Origin of the sequence: Pseudomonas sp. KK4, from assembly GCF_001984065.1 — a bacterium.
Classification (GTDB): domain Bacteria; phylum Pseudomonadota; class Gammaproteobacteria; order Pseudomonadales; family Pseudomonadaceae; genus Aquipseudomonas.
The window spans coordinates 71,892-89,185 of sequence record NZ_LYVP01000009.1; the positions used below are offsets into that span (position 1 = coordinate 71,892).

Consider the following 17,294-nt stretch of genomic DNA (forward strand, 5'->3'; position numbering starts at 1 on the left):
CAAGCTCCCTCGCCACAAAAAGCACGGTCGCCACGGATTATTCATCACCTGCCGCCTCCAGCAAAATCCGCCCGCTGGAGCAGGTGGCGGTTTCGTTGCGGTAGGCGAAATACAGTTTGCTGCGCACCGCATCGAAGCGCAGGTGCAACTGGACTTCATCCCCTGGGCGTATCAGTTGCTGGAACTTCAATACTTCCATGCCCGCAAACCTGGCTGGCAAGTTCATCAATTGCTGACCCAGGTTCATTGCCCATTCAACTTGCACCACGCCCGGCAACACTGGGGCTTTCGGAAAATGCCCGCTGAAGTAGGCAAGATCCGGCGGTACCGCCAGTTGCAGGCTCCACTCGCCCTCGGTGTCGGCCTGTTCCAGGACTTGCGGTGCCTTGGGGCGCGGCGCCAGCAGCAGGGCTTCGACATCGGCCTGGGGCAGCTTGCCTTGAGGGTTCAGGGGCAATTGCCGCAGCAGGCGCCAGCGTCGAGGCAAGGCCAGGGCTTCGCAATGCTGGCTCAGGTGTTGGCGCAGGGTTTCGGTGAGGCTGCGTCGGCCTTGATTGCGCAAAACATGCAGTCCGGCATCGGTCAGCACCAGCAGTGCACCCAGCGAGGCACGGTTTTCCTGGACGACGCCCAGCCGTGCCTCGGCAACCCAGGGGTGGGCCATCAGCGCCTGCTCCAGCATCGGCAGCGAAATGCGTTTCTCTTCGAGCTTGACGATCCGGTCCAGCCGCCCCAACAGCTCGAAACGGCCGTCCGCCGCGATGCGTGCGGCATCGGCGGTGTGCTCGACATGGCCGGCAGGCAAATAGGGTGAGGTGATCAGTAGTGCGCCATCAGGGTCTTGATTGAGCACCACGTCGGCAAAGGGTTGCCACAGGTCAGGTCCCTGGCGCCAGGCAATGCCACCGGTTTCCGAGCTGCCGAAAATCTCCGTCGGCCACTGTCCCAGGCGTTCGTGAAGGCTCTGCGCCGCCTCGGCCGGCAATGCCCCCCCGGAAGAAAACACCCTTCGCACTGCGCTCAGGGCCGGCCAGTCAAGGTTGTCACCCATGCGCTTGAGCAGCGCCGGGCTGGCGACCCAGGCGAAGGCCGGGTGCTCGCGGCTGGCCCGTTGCAGGTCTTCGGGAAACGCCAGTTGCTTGCGCAGGAACGGACGCCCGGCGCACAGCGGCCACAGCACGCGGAACAGCAGGCCATAAATGTGTTGGGTGGCAACGCTGCCGATGATGCACGCCGGGCCCAGGTCTGCCCCCCACAGCCGTTCCAGGGCTTGGACTTCAGTGACCAACTGGCGCAGGCTTTTTTCGATGCGCTTGGGCTCGCCGCTGGAGCCGGAGGTGCACAGGCTCAGGGTGCAGCGATCCAGATCCAGCGCTGCAGCGTCGAGCGGCGGGTGCTGAAAATCGTTCAGGCGGGCGTCGGCGGGGTGATCGGTCAGCCACAGGTCGACGTCGCTCGACCAGCGTTGGCGGGTCTGAGGTTGCAGGTCTGCCGGCAACAGCACGCTGACCCCGGCGCGCCACGCACCCAACAGGGCAATGGCGAGGTCAGCGGCATCCTCGAGGTGCACCGCAATGCGCCGCACGCCCCGGGCTTGCAAGTCGGCAGCGAGCCCCAAAGATTGTTCGCACAGCTGCGTGTGATTCAGCGCCGGTTCCGTCGTGATGACACGTTGCGGCGCGGGCTTGAGCAACAGGTGCTCAAGTTTTATCCAATTCATGGGCGGCCTCTTACCCGTTGTCGTATGAGCCATTCAATGGCAAACATCAGGCCTATCAATCCGTAGGAAATCAGGCCGGTGTACAACATCCACCAGCTCAGCGGCGCCCACAGCGTGAGGGCTGCGGCGCACAAACCGTTGCAGAAAAAAAACACACTCCAGGCGATGGTCACCTGTCGGGTATAGCGAATGCCCTCGGCGGGCAGATGGCCTTCACGCAGTCGGGCCAGCCGCTCCACCATCGGCGGGCCGTACACCAGGCTCAGCCCGAACAGCGCCAGCATGAAGGCGCTGATCAGCACCGGGTACCAGCGCAGCAGTTGCGGGCTGTCGAACAGCGCCAACAGCAGGCAAAAAATAATGGCCACTATGGCCATCCACAGGCTGCCGGGCCGGCGTCTGCCGGTCAGTGCCCGGGCCAGCCACAGGCCGCCCAGCAACAGACCGAACTGCCACGGCGCGAAATGCTCCATGCCGAAATACACCGCGAAGGGGTACAGCAAGCCTGCCAGCAGCAGGCCAAGGCCGATCAATCGGCTCATGCGGCCGGTTGAACCAGACGGTAGACCGCCTCGACCACATCGCTGACGGTACGCACCGATTTGAATTCCTCGGCGGCGATCTTTTTACCGGTCTGACGCTTGATGTGATCGATCAGGTCGACCGCATCGATGCTGTCGATTTCCAGGTCTTGATAAAGATTGGATTCGAGGCTCACGCGCTCGGGGTCCAGTTCGAACAGCTCGACCAAGGCATCGCGCAGGGTGTTGAAAATTTCGTCACGAGTTTGCATGGTCCGGTCTCAAGCTGCCTGTTTTGCAGTGACGAACGCCGCAAGGCTCGCCACGTTGCTGAAGTGATTACGAGTGTCCTTGGCGTCGGCGTCGATCTTGATGCCGTACTTTTTTTGGATGGCCAGGCCCAGTTCCAGGGCGTCTACCGAGTCAAGGCCCAGCCCTTCGCCAAACAGGGTCTGTTGGTCGCCGATGTCTTCGGCGCTGATGTCTTCGAGGCCCAGGGCTTCGATGATCAATTCTTTGATGTCCCGGTTCAGGCTATCGGTGTTCAGATCGCTCATCTTCGGCGAGCTCCTTAATGTAGTAGGCATGCAAATGATCGTTGAGCTTGCGCGAGGCCTGGGGCGCGGGGCCCAGCGCGGCGAAGGCCTGTGGGTCTATATCGGCGCCGACCCGGAAACTGAAGTGCACGCGGCGTTTGGGAATGCGGTACCAGGGTTCGGCCTTGGTCAGTGTCGTGGGGCTGACCTTGATGACGACCGGGGTGAGGATTTTCGCACCGCGCACGGCAATTGCCGCGCCCCCCCGATGAAAGGCCGGGGGCTGGCCCGGTTGGGTGCGGGTGCCTTCGGGAAAGATAATCAGGGTCTGGCCGCTTTTCAGGGCATCGGCGGCGGCATCGAGCATGTCCATGCTGCCATCGTTGCTGATGTATTGGGTACGGCGCAGCGGGCCGCGGGTGAAGGGGTTGTCCCAGAGACTTTGCTTGACCACGCAGTTGGCGTGGCGCACGAGGCCGATCAGGAACACCACGTCGATCAGTGACGGGTGATTGGCGACGATCATCTGCCCGGGGCGGCCGAGTTTTTCCGCGCCCTGTATGTCGTAGGTCAGCACGCCGGCACGGGCCATGAAGCGGACAAAAAACCAGAAGCAACGACTGACGGTCTGCCGCGCACGCAACCGTCGGGTTATGGCATCGCCCGGCAGGCAGCCCAGCAACGGGAAAACCACCAGGCGCAGGCACATCCCGCCGAGCCCGAACAAGGCAAAGCTTGCGGCGGTGGCCAGCAGTCGCCAGTGGTAGGCGTCGCGGTTTTTTTCGGTCACAGGTTGCGTTGCCAGGTCCATACACGATTTTTCCAGGCATGTTGGCAGTGGGTTTGCTGGCCCAGCAGTGCGCGCAACAGGTTCAGCGCGTGCGGCCAGCGGGGTTTGGACAACGCATCCGTGGGGCTGTTCATGGACAGCCGCCAGTCGGTACCGGGTGTGATCAGCAGACCGACCGCATAGGCAAACGGCACATCATCGATCCATGTCGAATAAGCCTGGGGCGGCTGCTCTTCAGTGATCACCAGCAATACCGCTGGCGCACCTTCAGCCAGCAGGGCTGCGGCCTCCAGCATGCCCTGTTCCAGGCCATCGCCGGCGGCGGCAAGGGCGGTCATTTCGCTGGTTTCGCCGCGCATGATCGACCACAGACCGATGATCGCGTTATGCACCGACAGGCTGAACTGGGTCGGCGACAGTGGCTGGTCAGCAGCCAGGTCGCTGAGGATATCGACGGTGCGCGGTGTTTCGCCGTGGCGGGAGACGAAGACCAGCGGCAGATCCTGATGACCTTCGGCCAATGGCCAGCCGACACTGAAGGCCATCCGCGCCAGTCGGCTGAGACGCCGGCGTTGCATGGCGGGCAAGAATGACACGTCGGGAACGGCATCGCTGACAGGCAACTCGACCGGATGCCGGCTCCAGGCCTGCCAATCGTCCACGCTTTCGAGCCCCGGGGCCCATGCGCGCCACTGGGCGATGTTGAAATTGATCACAGACATTCATCCCGCCCCTGCGGGCTTGCTTGACGCGCGAAGTGGCAGATAGCTGCACTCACGTTACGTGGCGCTTGGCGCCGAGTGGTGCGCATTATCCCGGTGCCGGGAACCTGTAGCAAATGCTGGTTACATTTTGCACAGTCAGTGCATCGGTCGATTCGCAAAATCTGAGCGTTTGGCAATTATTCACATCTGGCCGTCTGTCGGCTCCTGCTGACGCTCACGGTCGAGCTTGCCGTGTTTTGCGCAGCAGATTGCCGATCACCGTGTAGTCCCTGGGCCAGCGAGCTAGCTAAGCGATACCGTGGACTACTACACTCGGTCATTCTTTGATACACGGAGGTTTTGACATGCGGCGCGTGGTGTTCAATCAGAAAGGTGGTGTGGGCAAATCCAGCATTGCCTGCAATCTGGCGGCGGTCAGCGCCAGCGAGGGCTATCGCACCCTGTTGGTGGATCTCGATGCCCAGGCCAACTCCACTCAATACCTGACGGGACTCACCGGTAACGATATTCCGATGGGGATTGCCGATTTCTTCAAGCAGACCCTGTCGTCCGGGCCGTTCTCCAAAAAGAACCAGGTCGATATCTACGAAACCCCGTTCGACAATCTCCACGTCATCACGGCCACCGCGGAACTGGCGGACTTGCAGCCCAAGCTCGAGGCCAAGCACAAGATCAACAAGCTGCGTAAGTTGCTCGAAGAGCTCGACGAAGATTACGACCGGATTTACCTGGATACCCCGCCGGCATTGAACTTCTATGCAGTTTCGGCGCTGATTGCCGCTGATCGCGTGTTGATCCCCTTCGACTGCGACAGTTTCTCCCGTCAGGCGCTATACGGTCTGCTGGCGGAAATCGAAGAGTTGAAGGATGACCATAATGAAGGCCTCGAAGTCGAAGGGATTGTCGTCAATCAATTCCAGGCCCGTGCCAGCCTGCCGCAACAGATCCTCGATGAGCTGATCGCCGAGGGGTTGCCGGTATTGCCGGTGTACCTGGGCAGCTCGGTGCGCATGCGCGAATCCCACCAGGCCAACACACCGCTGATCCACCTCGACCCACGGCACAAGCTGACGCAGCAGTTTGTCGAGCTGCATAACCTGCTCGAAAACGCCTGAGTCCTGTCTGTCACATCAAGCAAACCTGTGGGAGCAGGCTTGCTCGCGACAGCGCAATGTCAGTCACTATCAATGTCGACAGGCACACCGCCTTCGCGAGCAAGCCCGCTCCCACATTGGAATGTGTGCAGCCCTTAAATCCCCTGACTACGCAACCAGCTCATCAGCTGCGGCAACGGCAAAGCCCCGCTCTGGCGCGCCACTTCGCGACCGTTCTTGAACAGAATCAGACTCGGAATCGAGCGAATCCCCAGCTGCGCCGACAACTGCTGGTTCGCCTCGCTGTCGAGCTTGGCCAACCGACACTTGCCCGCCAACTGCCCGGCCGCCTGCTCGAACACCGGAGCAAACGACTTGCACGGCCCGCACCAGTCCGCCCACACGTCTACCAGCAACGGCAGATCGCCCTTGATCTGGCTGGCGTAGTCGCCCTGTTTCAGTTCGAAAGGTGTGTTCAGCAAGACCTCGGCCTTGCAGCGCCCGCATTTGGGGTGATCGTTGAGTCGCTCGCCCGGGATGCGGTTGAGGCCATTGCAGTGGGGGCAGGGGATCAGGAGTGGGTCGGTCATGAGGAAGATCCTGTTAAGAAGCGGATGACTGCTATTTGGAGACGTTTGCTCATCTTTTCAATCGCGCCCTGTCTGTCGGTGAAACTAGGCTGTGTCGTACTGAGCGAGACCATTGGTCTGTTCAGGGGTTATCGCGATTTGCGATATTTTCGATCTGTGATTAACTTCCCATAGCAAAATGCGATAAGGATGTTGCATGCGAGTGTTTTCAGAAAAACTCTTCATTTCCCGCAACAGACAAAGTCGGAGAGCTTCATGTTTTCGATATTGGTGGCAACAAATTGCGGCTAATCGCCTACGTTCGATATCGGCAACAAAAAATTTACATCAAGCATTTGCTGGATCACCGCGAATACGACCGCGGCAAATGGAAGGAGGGAAGGGTATGAGCATCCTGATAAAAAACGCAGTGGAGCACTGGGAGTTTGTAGCGCCATTGCTTCGCAAACCCAAAAGCGAACAGGACTATGACACGCTGGTGCAGGCCCTCGACGAGTTACTCGAGATGACCGGGGTTGACGAATCGCACCCTCTGATGAGTTTGGTGGACATCCTCGGTGACTGGATTGAAGAGTGGGATCACAAGCACCACCCAATGCCCGAGGCCACCGGTGCTGAAGTGCTTGGTTACATGATGCGCGAGCATGGTTTGACTCAAAGCGACCTGCCTGGGGTCGGCCCTCAGTCGGTCGTTTCCGAGATCCTGAGCGGCAAGCGCCAGCTCAACCTGCGCCAGATCCGCTGGTTGGCCGAGCGCTTCAATGTGCCGGTGGATGTCTTTATCTGACGCGCCTTAGGACGAACAACTGATCTCCAAATGCTTGCCCCACTCCGGCGGCCGCTCGGCATACCCCTCCATCCCCGGTTGTTCCTCGAACGGCTTGCTCAGCACCGCGTGCAGCCGGCGAACTTCCGAGTAGTCGCCTTGCTCAGCCGCGTCGATAGCCTTTTGCGCCAGGTAGTTACGCAGGATGTACAGCGGGTTGACGGCGTGCATCCGTTGACGACGCTGCGTCTGGTCGAGTTCGCCTTCGCGGGCAACCCGGGCGGTGTAGCGCTCGCCCCAGGCATCGAAGCCCTTGATGTCGACGAAGTCGTCGCGCAGGCGATGGATGGCCGCTTCGGGTGATTCTTCGCCCAGTCGGCGCAGGAACAGGCTGTAGTCGACGCCGCTGTTCTGCATCAGTTGCAGCAGTTGTTCGAGCAGCGCCTGGTCGTCGTCTTCGGCAGTGGTCAGGCCCAGGCGGCGGCGCATCAGGTCCAGGTAGTGGGCCTGGAACAGCGGCAGGTAGAGGCCCAGGGTTTCGCGCAAGGCTTCGACGCTGATGAACGGCGTCAATGCCTGGGCCAGGGCGCTGAGGTTCCACTGGCCGATCGGCACCTGGTTGCTGAAGGAATAGCGACCCTGGTCGTCGGAATGGTTGCAGATGAAGTGGGTGTCGAAGTCGTCGAGGAAGGCGAATGGACCGAAGTCGAAGGTGATGCCCAGGATCGACATGTTGTCGGTGTTCATCACCCCATGGCAGAAACCGTAGGCCTGCCATTTGGCGATCAGTTCGGCATTGCGTTCGACAATTTCACGGAACATCGCCAGGTACGGTTCCGGTTGTTCAAGGCACTCGGGGAAATGCATGGCCAACACATGGTCGCCGAGGGCTTTCTGCTGTTCCGGGCGCTTGGTGTAGTAGAAATATTCGAAATGGCCGAAGCGTACATGGCTCGGCGCCAGGCGCAGGACCATGGCTGCGCGTTCCTGCTTCTCGCGCCACACCGGGGTGTCGGAGCCGATCACGCACAGCGCCCGGGTGGTCGGAATGTTCAAGGCATGCAGGGCTTCAGAAGCTAGAAATTCGCGGATCGACGAACGCAGCACCGCCCGCCCGTCACCCATGCGCGAAAACGGCGTCTGGCCGGCGCCCTTGAGGTGCAGATCCCAGTGCTCGCCGGCCTCGTTGTACACCTCACCCAGCAACAGGCCGCGGCCGTCGCCCAGTTGCGGGTTGTAGGAACCGAACTGGTGGCCGGAATACACCATGGCCCTCGGAACCGCGTCGGCCCAAAGCTTGTGGCCGCTGAACAGCTCGGCGAACTCCGGGGTGTCGGCCACGGCCGGGTCCAGATCCAGCAGCGCCATGGCGGCGGGGCTGGCCACGACCAGGCGCGGGTTATCGATCGGCTCAGGCAGCACATGGGCGGAAAACGCATCGCCCAGGCGGTCGAAGCGGTTGTCGAAGGTCAGTTCGTCGAGGGCTTTCAAAGACCGTCTCCAGCAGAATGTCCGAGCATTCTGCTGGGGAATTCCCGGTTAGTCGAGTTTGGCGGCGGGCGGTGCGAGGGGCGGTTGCTTGCCATCGGTCAGCGGCACGATGGTTTTGCTCTCGGGCTCGATCGGCACCATCTTGTATTCCTGGCCATGAAGATTCTTGAGATAGACCTCCATCTGCCGGAACGAGATATTGATGTGCTGCTTCTTGAACTCACGGTTGATGAAGCGGTTGACCTCATCGAGCACCGGGTTACGGTCACCCAGGTCGCGCACATGCATGCGCAACTCGTGGTCGAGGGTGCTTTCGCCGAAGTTCAGGAAATACACATGGGGTTCAGGATCCTTGAGCACCCGCGGATTTTCACGGGCAGCCTTGAGCAGCAGTTCTTTGACCAGGTCCAGGTCCGAGCCGTAATCGACCCCCAGCTTGAGGGTGACCCGGGTGATGGTGTCGGTCAGCGACCAGTTGATCAATTGCCCGGTGATGAACGTTTTGTTCGGAACGATGATGTCCTTGCGGTCGAAGTCGGTGATGGTCGTGGCGCGGATGCGGATCTTGCTCACCGTGCCCGACAGGTTGCCAATGGTGATGGTGTCGCCGATCCGCACCGGGCGCTCGAACAGGATCATGATGCCGGAGATGAAGTTGGCGAAGATCTCCTGCATGCCGAAGCCCAGGCCTACCGACAGCGCGGCCACCAGCCATTGCAACTTGTCCCAGCTCACGCCAAGGGTCGACAGCGTCGACACGAAGCCGACACCGGCGATCACGTAGGACAGCAGCGTGGTGGTGGCGTAGGCGCTGCCTTGGGCCAGGTTCAGTTTCGACAGCACGAACACTTCAAGCAGGCCGGGCAGGTTGCGCGCCAGGGCGAAGGTGATGCCGATGATGATCAGCGCGCCGAGCATGTCGCCGATGCTGATCGGCACCATGCTCATGTTGGCGCCGGTGCCGCTGGTGTATTCGTAGAGGGTGATGTTGTCCAGGTACGAGAACACCGTGATCAGGTCGGCCCAGACCCAGTACAGCAATGCCATGAAGCCACCAAGCAGGGCCAGGCGGATCAGGCGCAGGGACTGCTCGTTGACCTTCTCGATGTCCAGGGTCGGCTCTTCGATCACCGCTTCGCCGTCGCCGGCCTCTTTGGCGGCCTGGCGTTTGGCCAGTGCACGCTGGTAGGCCAGGCGGCGTGCCGCGACACTCAGGCCGCGCACGAAAGTGGCTTCGATCACCAGCCAGAACATCAGCAGGTACAGGGTGTTGATCAGTCGGTCGCTGAGTTTCAGCGCGGTGTAGTAGTAGCCGAAGCACACGGCGACGAACAGGGCCACCGGCAGGGCGGTGAACATGACGCCCACGGCCTTGCGGAACAGCGAGGCGTTTTCGTGGGTGGGACTGCTGAGCAGCAGTCGACTGAGCAGCCACGTCATCAAGGCATAGCAGATGAGGACCACCGGCATACCCAACACGTCGTCGGCCAGTGCCGCGGGTTGCAGCTCGGCCACCGCCACCACCGCCACCAGCGCCATCACCACCATGCCGAGCCGGCGGACCCAGCCGCGCAAGAATTCGACCTGAGGTTTTTCCCAGCGAAAATGCAGTTCCGCCACGCCGCCGGGCGCCAGCACCCGATACGCGGTGTAGAACACCAGCCAGGCCCCGGCCATTTGCAGCAGCGCCGCGCCCATGTTGGCGTTTTGCCCTCGGGCGTCGATTTGCAGAGCCAGGCCGCACAAACCCAGGCCCAGCGAGACCGGCATCGCCAGCAAAATGTTGATCAGGATCGCCTGGGGCGTATGCCACTGGCTGTCGCGCTTGAAGTGGCCGATGTCCAGGTGAACCTTGTTCAGCCGGGCATACAGTTGCTTGCGGCGCCACAACAATGCACCGATCAGCAGCGCCAGGGGCAGGAACAGCAGCGGCCGCTGGGTCAGGCCGTCGACCAGTTCACTCAGGCTCGAAGCCAGGGGCAGGGTCTCGACCTGACGTTGCAGGCGATCCGGAACGCTGCGCATCCATTCCACGTCCAGCGGCTTGTTGCTGGGAATCCAGAACATCTGCTCGTCCAGGGTCGCGCGCAGGCTTTGCGCGGTGCTGAGCAGCTGTTTCTGGTTCAGTTGCAGGGTGATGGATTCGTTGAGCACCGCACTCAATTCGCGGTTCAGCCGCTCCAGCAGGTCGGCCCGGGTGGTGGCCAGTTCCAGCAGGCTTTTGCGCAGTTGCGGGGTGACTTGCTCGGGCGGCTGGTTGGCCAGCAGGTTGTCGACGTAGGTGATCGGGTTGCTGAGCAGTTCCCGTTGCTGGCTGACTTCGAACTGATACAGGCGAATGTCAGCGATCTGGTCGGCCAGATCACGGTCGACCTTGAGACGCGGCAGGGCCTGTTTCTGTTTGTAGAGAATTTTCGATAGCAGCAGGCTGCCTTTGAGCACGTTGATCTGCTCGTCCAGCGCTGAATCGCTCTGGGTCACGCTGTCCAGTTGCTGCTTGGTTCGCAGGTTCTGCTGGGTGACTTCATTGAGGCGGTCGGTGCTCTTGAGCAGGTAGTCCGAGAGTTTGAGGTTGGCCGCGCTTTCGGTGGCCAGCAGGCTGCTGCCGCCGGCTTTTTGCGCTTCGATGGACTGCTGCGTCACCGTCTCCTGGGATTGCGCCAGGCGTTTCTGGTTGATCAGGTTTTGCAGGTCCTGGATTTCCCGGTCCATCCGACTGGACTTCTCCGATAACAGATCATGCTGACTGTTGCCCAGGTCTTGCAGTTGGGTATTGCCGGCCAGTTCCTGGCGACGCAGCGGAATCAGCGCGTTGAGGGCCGCGAGTTCAGCGTTGAGCTGATCGCGCTGCTCGGTGCTCAGGCTCTTGCCGGCGTCCTTGCCCGTCTTGAGGACATTGTTGATCTGCTGAATGCGCGTCTGACTGCTGGAAATCTCGGCCTGGGCGCGCTCGGGGCGGGTCTGGGCGGTGATGACCAGGCTGTTAGCGTCGGCGAGCTCCTTTTGCAGATCGCTTTGCTGGGTCGAGCGCTCGGTGAGCATTTGCTCGAGCTGCTGAATCGACTCTTTGGTATAGCGTTGCGCAACCGGCACCACGGTACTGGCCTTGAGGCGCGTGAGCTCTCGCTGGTTCTCGATGGTCTGCTTGGGCGCGGTGGCCAGTTGCTGCTTGAGGTCGCTGAGTTTTTGTTCGTAATCGCGCTGATTGTTGAGCTGCGTGAGCGTGCCTTGCAGGACCGACTGCAGGGCTTTTTGATCAGCCTCCGGCAGTTTGCGGTCGGCGATCTTGTCCAGGCTGGCCTGGACGCTTTCGCGGGTGGGTGGTTCGGCGGCTTGCAATGTGCCGACGGATAGGCTCAGGCCCAACAGGACCATGACGAAAAAGGTGCGCAGGCTTGACATAAAGACCGATCGAAAGACGAGGCGAAGAATGGAGTTTAGAGGAAGAGTCCGGGGCCCGGGCGACTTCCTTCGGGGAATCTGACGCCCACTTTGCCGATCTTGTTCCCGTCCATGACCGCGACGGTCCAGATGGTATTGTTCCACTCCACCTGGTCGCCGACCACCGGTGCGCCCCCCACTTTCTGGGCGATGAAGCGACCCAGTGACATGTCCGGATCGATGCCTTCGACCTTCAACCCGTACAAGGCGGCAACCGCGGCCAGCTGGGCGTCTCCTTCGAGTACGAAGTCGCCGAAGAAACGCAGATCGAGGCCCCGTTGCGGCGCCTGGCTGAACAGTTTTCCGAGGGCCGGAAGGTTGTGTTCATGGCCGATCACGCAGAGCAAATCGTCGACTTCCAGCACGGTACTACCCGACGGATGGAGCAGTTGCTGGCCGCGAAACAGGGCGGCAATACGGGTGCCTTCGGGCATGTTCAGTTCGCGAAGGGGCGAACCGATGCACCATTTTTCAGCGCCGAGGCGATAAACGAACAGCTCCCACTCGCTGGTGACGTGCACCTCCAGCGCCGAACGCGAGATGGGCGCAGGCTCGGGCGGCACCGTCACTTTCAACAACTTGGCCACCCACGGCAGGCTCGTGCCCTGCACCAGCAGCGATACCAGCACAATAAAGAACGCGAGGTTGAAGTAGAGCTGGGCATGGGGCAGTCCGGCCATCAACGGGAACACGGCCAGAATGATCGGTACCGCGCCGCGCAAGCCCACCCAGGAAATGAACGCCTTCTCCCGACCATGGAACGCCTTGAACGGCAACAGCCCGACAACCACCGAAAGCGGCCGGGCGAACAGAATCATCCACAGCGCCAGGGCGAGGGCGGGCAGGGCGATCGGCAGCAGGTCGTGGGGCGTGACCAGCAGCCCCAGCACCAGGAACATGCCGATCTGCGCCAGCCAGGCCATGCCGTCGAGCATGTGCAGGATGCCGTGGCGGCTGCGCACCGGGCGGTTGCCGATCACCAGGCCGCACAGGTACACCGCCAGGAAGCCGCTGCCATGCAGGGCGTTGGTCAGGGCGAACACCAGCAGGCCGCCGGCGATCACCAGAATCGGATAAAGGCCGGTGGCCAGGTTGATGCGGTTGACCAGTTGCAGCATCAGCCAGCCGCCGCCCAGGCCGATGACGCCACCGATGCCAAACTCACGCAGCAGGTGGGTCAGCAGGCTCCAGTGCAGGCCGGTCTGGCCGCTGGCGAGCATGTCGATCAGGGTCACGGTGAGGAACACCGCCATCGGGTCGTTGCTGCCGGACTCGATCTCAAGGCTGGCGGTGACCCGCTCGTTCAGACCTTTGCCGCCCAATAGAGAGAACACCGCGGCGGCGTCGGTGGAGCCGACGATGGCGCCGATCAGCAGGCCCTGGATCAGGTTCAGGTCGAACAGCCAGGCCGCCGCCATGCCGGTCAACCCCGTGGTAATCAATACCCCGACCGTGGCCAGCGACAAGGCCGGCCAGAGCGCCACGCGGAAACTCGAGACCCGGGTGCGCAACCCGCCGTCGAGCAGGATCACCGCCAGTGCGAGGTTGCCGACCAGATAGGCCGTCGGGTAGTTGTCGAAGATGATCCCGCCGCCATCGACGCCGGCGGCCATGCCCACGGCCAGGATGATCACCAGGATCGGGATGCCCAGGCGCGATGACAGTGAGCTCACCAGAATGCTTGCACCTACCAGCAACGCGCCGATCAAGAACAGGCTGTTGATGGTCGTCGCATTCAAAGGCAGTACTCCAGGAAGCTGAAAGGCGGGCACAAACTGACCATGCAGTCTGCGTGCCAGCGATTCTAACCTGTTGAAATGTGATGCTGTCAAAAAGCTTTTGCCGGCCGGCCATGTCGCTGTGTTGAGGGAGCTTGCTCCCGCCGGGGCGTGCAGCGGCCCCCAGTAAGCACCGCGTAGCGTCAGGTACTGCGCGGTGTGTCGATTTGCGGTTGCTTCACAACCGAACGGGAGCAAGCTCCCTCGCCACGGGTCTTGAGTCAGCTGTCAGAGGCTGAACCGCCCAACCATGGTGTTCAGGTCCACCGCCAACCGCGACAGCTCACTGCTCGCCGCGCTGGTCTGGCTGGCGCCGGTGGCCGATTGCACCGACAGGTCGCGGATGTTCACCAGGTTGCGGTCCACTTCGCGGGCCACTTGCGCCTGCTCTTCGGCGGCGCTGGCGATCACTAGGTTGCGTTCGTTGATTTCGACGATGGCGCTGTTGATGGTCTCCAGCGACATTCCTGCGCCACGGGCGATGTTCAGGGTCGATTCGGCGCGCTCGGTGCTGTTGCGCATCGAGTCCACCGCATGTTCGGTACCGCTCTGGATGCTGCCGATCATGCGTTCGATTTCGCTGGTCGACTGCTGGGTGCGGTGGGCCAGGGCGCGGACTTCATCGGCCACCACCGCAAAACCGCGACCGGCTTCACCGGCACGAGCCGCTTCGATGGCGGCGTTGAGCGCCAGCAGGTTGGTCTGGTCGGCCAGCCCGCGAATCACGTCCAGCACCTTGCCGATATCCCGGGACTCATTGGCCAGATCGCCGATCAGCGTCGCGGTGCTCTGTACATCGGCGCTCATGCGCTCGATGGCGCTGACGGTTTCCTGCACCAGATCGCGGCCGTCACCAGCGGACGTGGTGGCGTTCTTGGAGGCCTCGGAAGTGCTGACCGCGTTGCGCGCGACTTCTTCCACGGCGCTGGTCATCTCGTTGACCGCGGTGGCGGCCTGTTCGATCTCGTTGTTCTGCTGGGTCAGGCCACGGGCGCTTTCGTCGGTGACACTGTTGAGCTCTTCGGCGGCGGAAGCCAGTTGCGTGGCCGAGCCGGAAATCCGCTGCAGGGTATCGCGCAGCTTGTCCTGCATCTTTGACATGGCCATCAGCAAACGCCCGGCCTCGTCCTCGCCGTCGACCTTGATCGGCTGCGTCAGGTTGCCTTCGGCAATGTGCTCGGCGGCATTCAAGGCGTTGGCGATCGGTCCGGTGATGCTGTTGGTCAGCAACCAGGCGAACAGCAGGGTCAGGGCGGTGGCGATGACCAGCAGCACGACCACCAGGTTGAACGCCGTATCGTATTGATCCGCCGCTTGTTGGTTGGTATCGAGGGTCTGTCGGGTATTGATCTCCAGCAACTTGGCCAGCACGGCGTTGATCGCTTCGGAATTGCTCAGCAGATCGGCGTTGAGCAGGCTGCGCAGGTCATCGACCTGATTGTTGCGCGACAGGGTCTTCATCCGCTCTTCGATCTGCCGGTATTGCCCCAGCAACTGCACGTATTGATCGTAGGCCGTGCGCTCCTGAGGGCTGGCGATCAGTTTTTCGTAGATGCCCTGGGCCGTGCGGATCTGCTGGTTGCGCTGCTCCAGCAGTTCCATGGTTTTCTGCTGCACGTCCGGCTCGCGATTGACCAGCAAGCGATAGGACAAGACCCGCAGACGCAGCGTCAGTTGCGTGAACTCGTCGAGGCTCTTGATGCTCGGGACGCTGTTATTGGTGATGTCTTGGGCGGCGCCACGGATCTTGCTCATCTGGTTCAAGGCAAACACCCCCAGCACCATCATCAAGCCGCCGATCAGGGCGAAACTGAGGAACGCTCGAGGGGCGATATTCATATTGCGAAGGGACATGGCGGGTACCAAAAAGAGCGCGTCCGTGCGGGGCTGAGTCTGCTGTATGGATGACTTATCGGTCACGTGCGTGAAGTCTTGAGCCCGGCGTGGTGGCCCCCGACAACCGTTGCGGCGACGAAGTGCAGGAACCAGATCGGCCAATCACAGTCTTTTAAGTTCGCCGGAACGGTCACTGGTCAGGAAAATCAAGGCCTTGAGCCGGTTTAACCCTGGCATACCCAGAGACTTTTCTTTATCGTACGCGCCCTTTGAAAATGCCTGGAAAATCAAAATGTTGGAAGCATCCCTAAGCCAATTGGAACAGCTGGTCAGCGACCTGGTGCAACAGAACCAGAGCCTGCTCGGCACCAACCAAGCCCTGAGCGCCGAACTGGCTCAGGCAAAGGATGAAAACGAAAGCCTGCAACTGAGCCTGATGGAACAGGAAGAGAAACAAGGCGCCACCGCCGCACGCATCCAGGCCCTGGTTGAGCGCGTCAGCGCCGGCCCAGTCAGCGCATGAGTTACGGCGCGGGGGTGAAAGTCGTCTCGATCCTGGGGGAGGACTATTCGATCAGGGCGCCGGCCGGTGAAGAGCAGGCGCTGCTCGACGCTGCAATGATGTTGAAGGCCGCCCTGGCCGAGACCAAAAAGAAGTACCCGACCCTGATCGGTGACCGACTGCTGGTACTGGCCGCGATGAACCTGTGTTCTCAACAGATCGAAATGCAAAAGCAGCACAAACTCGAACTCGACCGTTACCAAGAGCAAGTCAGCGCCACGGTCGAAGTGATCTCCAAGACGATCAATCAGGCCTGATCGGCTTTGCGCACAACCAAAGAATAGATTGTCGATATAGATGTATACAATCGGCACGGCTGTTGCAGTGTTTCAGCCTCTTATTCTTTGGGGGTGCTCCATGCAGTTCTGGCGACGCAGTATTCAATGGCAGTTGATCCTGAGCATGGGCGCCGCCCTGTTGCTCAGCATTCTGATCGTGGTTGGCGTTTATACCCTCGTGGTCAACCGTCTTGCCCAGCGCTATCTGGTCGAACAAGCGCTGCCGTCCAGCATCGAAGCGATGCGCAACGACATCGAACGCATCCTCATCCAACCCCTTACCGCCGCCAAGGACATCGCCAGCAACAGCATGGTGCGCGACTGGCTGGCCGGGGGTGAAAGCCCGGCTGAGACTCCCGCTTTCATCCAGTATCTGGAGGGCATCCGTGCCGAACACAAAGCATTTACCGCGCTGATCGTCGGCACGGCGTCCAACCACTATTTCACCGAAAAAGGCCTTGATCGCTCCCTCAGCCGCGCCAACCCCAAGGACGCCTGGTTCTATTCCTTTCTCGACAGCGATCAGCCGCGCACCCTCAACATCGACCATGACACCGCCACCGGAGAATTGGCGCTGTTCATCGATCTGAAGGTCGAGCAGGCCGGCAAGGTTGTGGGCGTTGCCGGCCTGGGATTGAGCATGAAGGAGCTCTCGGAGCTGATTCACAACTTCAGCTTCGGTGAGCGCGGCAAGGTCTATCTCGTGCGTTCCGACGGTTTGATCCAGGTGCATCCCGAGGCGCAATGGAGCGGCAAGCGCACCTTGGCCGAGCAGATTGGCGCGTCGGCGGCGCAAACGGTCCTCGGTCAAAAAACTGTCACGTTCGTCCGCGACGGTGAAGACTTTCTCGCGTTGAGCCTGCCCCTGCGGGATTTGGGGTGGACCCTGGTGGCCGAAGTGCCGCAGTCGCAGATCTATGCCGAAGCCCGCCGCGCGATGTGGATGAGCAGCGGCATCGGCCTGGCGGTGGCGCTGGTGTGCCTGTTGCTGGTGGTGTTGCTGGCCCGCGGCCTGGTGCGGCCGATTCGTCAGGTAACAGCGGCGCTGGTGGCCATCGGTAGCGGTGGGGGAGATTTGACCCAACGGCTCGATGCCAGCCGCGCCGATGAGTTGGGCGACCTGGCCCGTGGCTTCAACCGCTTCCTCGACAGTCAGCGCGACATGA

The 17,294-nt window shown here is 61.3% G+C and carries 15 protein-coding genes and 3 pseudogenes; 6 read left to right on the plus strand and 12 right to left on the minus strand.

Annotation, left to right across the window (positions count from 1 at the left end; translation table 11 throughout):
- Positions 1-37 precede the first annotated feature (37 nt).
- The 6 genes from B0W55_RS05795 to B0W55_RS05820 are packed head-to-tail and all read right to left on the minus strand — an operon-like array spanning position 38 to position 4,289.
- Positions 38-1,720 (minus strand): acyl-CoA synthetase family protein, encoded by a 1,683-nt coding sequence (locus tag B0W55_RS05795; RefSeq protein WP_077045061.1) that lies wholly within the window; start codon positions 1,718-1,720, stop codon positions 38-40.
- Complete coding sequence (locus B0W55_RS05800; protein WP_077045062.1) at positions 1,717-2,262, minus strand: hypothetical protein; 546 nt, start codon at positions 2,260-2,262, stop codon at positions 1,717-1,719. Before B0W55_RS05800 ends, B0W55_RS05795 begins: the two co-directional genes overlap by 4 nt.
- Positions 2,259-2,513, minus strand: a complete 255-nt coding sequence (locus B0W55_RS05805; protein ID WP_077045063.1) for an acyl carrier protein — start codon at positions 2,511-2,513, stop codon at positions 2,259-2,261. Before B0W55_RS05805 ends, B0W55_RS05800 begins: the two co-directional genes overlap by 4 nt.
- A 9-nt stretch (positions 2,514-2,522) precedes the next feature.
- Positions 2,523-2,798 carry a phosphopantetheine-binding protein gene (locus B0W55_RS05810; protein ID WP_077045064.1) on the minus strand — a complete coding sequence of 92 codons (276 nt, stop codon included), beginning with the start codon at positions 2,796-2,798 and terminating at the stop codon, positions 2,523-2,525.
- The gene (locus tag B0W55_RS05815) at positions 2,776-3,588 is read right to left on the minus strand and encodes a 1-acyl-sn-glycerol-3-phosphate acyltransferase (protein WP_077045065.1); all 813 of its coding nucleotides are present in this window, start codon (positions 3,586-3,588) and stop codon (positions 2,776-2,778) included. The genes B0W55_RS05810 and B0W55_RS05815 overlap by 23 nt, the downstream gene beginning before the upstream one ends.
- Positions 3,564-4,289, minus strand: coding sequence for a beta-ketoacyl synthase chain length factor (locus B0W55_RS05820; protein ID WP_077045066.1), 726 nt, complete (start codon positions 4,287-4,289; stop codon positions 3,564-3,566). The genes B0W55_RS05815 and B0W55_RS05820 overlap by 25 nt, the downstream gene beginning before the upstream one ends.
- 347 nt (positions 4,290-4,636) lie before the next feature.
- On the opposite strand from B0W55_RS05820, the gene B0W55_RS05825 reads away from it, so the two are divergent.
- Positions 4,637-5,407: a ParA family protein gene (locus tag B0W55_RS05825; RefSeq protein WP_077045067.1), complete on the plus strand. Its 771-nt coding sequence runs from the start codon at positions 4,637-4,639 to the stop codon at positions 5,405-5,407.
- Between the two features lie 134 nt (positions 5,408-5,541).
- On the opposite strand, the gene trxC is transcribed toward B0W55_RS05825, so the two are convergent.
- Positions 5,542-5,976 (minus strand): thioredoxin TrxC, encoded by a 435-nt coding sequence (trxC, locus tag B0W55_RS05830; protein WP_077045068.1) that lies wholly within the window; start codon positions 5,974-5,976, stop codon positions 5,542-5,544.
- Between the two features lie 218 nt (positions 5,977-6,194).
- Here trxC and B0W55_RS05835 point away from each other — a divergent pair.
- Together B0W55_RS05835 and B0W55_RS05840 are read left to right on the plus strand one after the other, a co-directional pair.
- Positions 6,195-6,365: pseudogene (locus tag B0W55_RS05835) on the plus strand (type II toxin-antitoxin system HigB family toxin); the annotation flags it as partial.
- On the plus strand, positions 6,362-6,763 hold the full coding sequence (locus tag B0W55_RS05840; protein WP_077045070.1) for a type II toxin-antitoxin system HigA family antitoxin: 402 nt from the start codon (positions 6,362-6,364) through the stop codon (positions 6,761-6,763). The pseudogene B0W55_RS05835 and the gene B0W55_RS05840, both read left to right, overlap by 4 nt.
- 6 nt (positions 6,764-6,769) lie before the next feature.
- Here B0W55_RS05840 and selO read toward each other — a convergent pair whose 3' ends face one another.
- The 5 genes and pseudogenes from selO to B0W55_RS31480 form a co-directional block, all read right to left on the minus strand.
- A complete protein-coding gene (gene selO, locus B0W55_RS05845; protein ID WP_077045071.1) occupies positions 6,770-8,233 on the minus strand; it encodes a protein adenylyltransferase SelO in 1,464 nt (487 codons plus the stop codon).
- A gap of 48 nt (positions 8,234-8,281) precedes the next feature.
- The gene (gene mscK, locus B0W55_RS05850; protein ID WP_077045072.1) at positions 8,282-11,635 is read right to left on the minus strand and encodes a mechanosensitive channel MscK; all 3,354 of its coding nucleotides are present in this window, start codon (positions 11,633-11,635) and stop codon (positions 8,282-8,284) included.
- Between the two features lie 35 nt (positions 11,636-11,670).
- Complete coding sequence (locus tag B0W55_RS05855) at positions 11,671-13,413, minus strand: potassium/proton antiporter (protein ID WP_077045073.1); 1,743 nt, start codon at positions 13,411-13,413, stop codon at positions 11,671-11,673.
- Between the two features lie 267 nt (positions 13,414-13,680).
- Positions 13,681-14,559 carry a methyl-accepting chemotaxis protein gene (locus B0W55_RS31475; RefSeq protein ID WP_371807255.1) on the minus strand — a complete coding sequence of 293 codons (879 nt, stop codon included), beginning with the start codon at positions 14,557-14,559 and terminating at the stop codon, positions 13,681-13,683.
- Positions 14,536-15,306, minus strand: a pseudogene (locus B0W55_RS31480) (MCP four helix bundle domain-containing protein); the annotation flags it as partial. The pseudogene B0W55_RS31480 and the gene B0W55_RS31475, both read right to left, overlap by 24 nt.
- A 274-nt stretch (positions 15,307-15,580) precedes the next feature.
- Here B0W55_RS31480 and B0W55_RS05865 point away from each other — a divergent pair.
- From B0W55_RS05865 to B0W55_RS31485, 3 genes and pseudogenes are all read left to right on the plus strand, one after another.
- Positions 15,581-15,811 carry a hypothetical protein gene (locus tag B0W55_RS05865; RefSeq protein ID WP_077045075.1) on the plus strand — a complete coding sequence of 77 codons (231 nt, stop codon included), beginning with the start codon at positions 15,581-15,583 and terminating at the stop codon, positions 15,809-15,811.
- Positions 15,808-16,107, plus strand: a complete 300-nt coding sequence (locus B0W55_RS05870; RefSeq protein ID WP_077045076.1) for a cell division protein ZapA — start codon at positions 15,808-15,810, stop codon at positions 16,105-16,107. Before B0W55_RS05865 ends, B0W55_RS05870 begins: the two co-directional genes overlap by 4 nt.
- Before the next feature lie 145 nt (positions 16,108-16,252).
- Positions 16,253-17,272 (plus strand): annotated as a pseudogene (locus B0W55_RS31485) (cache domain-containing protein); the annotation flags it as partial.
- Positions 17,273-17,294: the final 22 nt, after the last annotated feature.

Coding starts and splice junctions, on each gene's coding strand:
- B0W55_RS05795 (WP_077045061.1), bottom strand. CDS start 1,720: ATGAATTGGATAAAACTTGAGCACCTGTTGCTCAAGCCCGCGCCGCAA.
- mscK (WP_077045072.1), bottom strand. CDS start 11,635: ATGTCAAGCCTGCGCACCTTTTTCGTCATGGTCCTGTTGGGCCTGAGC.
- trxC (WP_077045068.1), bottom strand. CDS start 5,976: ATGACCGACCCACTCCTGATCCCCTGCCCCCACTGCAATGGCCTCAAC.
- B0W55_RS05865 (WP_077045075.1), top strand. CDS start 15,581: ATGTTGGAAGCATCCCTAAGCCAATTGGAACAGCTGGTCAGCGACCTG.
- B0W55_RS05815 (WP_077045065.1), bottom strand. CDS start 3,588: ATGGACCTGGCAACGCAACCTGTGACCGAAAAAAACCGCGACGCCTAC.
- B0W55_RS05840 (WP_077045070.1), top strand. CDS start 6,362: ATGAGCATCCTGATAAAAAACGCAGTGGAGCACTGGGAGTTTGTAGCG.
- B0W55_RS31475 (WP_371807255.1), bottom strand. CDS start 14,559: ATGGCCATGTCAAAGATGCAGGACAAGCTGCGCGATACCCTGCAGCGG.
- B0W55_RS05870 (WP_077045076.1), top strand. CDS start 15,808: ATGAGTTACGGCGCGGGGGTGAAAGTCGTCTCGATCCTGGGGGAGGAC.
- B0W55_RS05810 (WP_077045064.1), bottom strand. CDS start 2,798: ATGAGCGATCTGAACACCGATAGCCTGAACCGGGACATCAAAGAATTG.
- B0W55_RS05800 (WP_077045062.1), bottom strand. CDS start 2,262: ATGAGCCGATTGATCGGCCTTGGCCTGCTGCTGGCAGGCTTGCTGTAC.
- B0W55_RS05825 (WP_077045067.1), top strand. CDS start 4,637: ATGCGGCGCGTGGTGTTCAATCAGAAAGGTGGTGTGGGCAAATCCAGC.
- B0W55_RS05805 (WP_077045063.1), bottom strand. CDS start 2,513: ATGCAAACTCGTGACGAAATTTTCAACACCCTGCGCGATGCCTTGGTC.
- B0W55_RS05820 (WP_077045066.1), bottom strand. CDS start 4,289: ATGTCTGTGATCAATTTCAACATCGCCCAGTGGCGCGCATGGGCCCCG.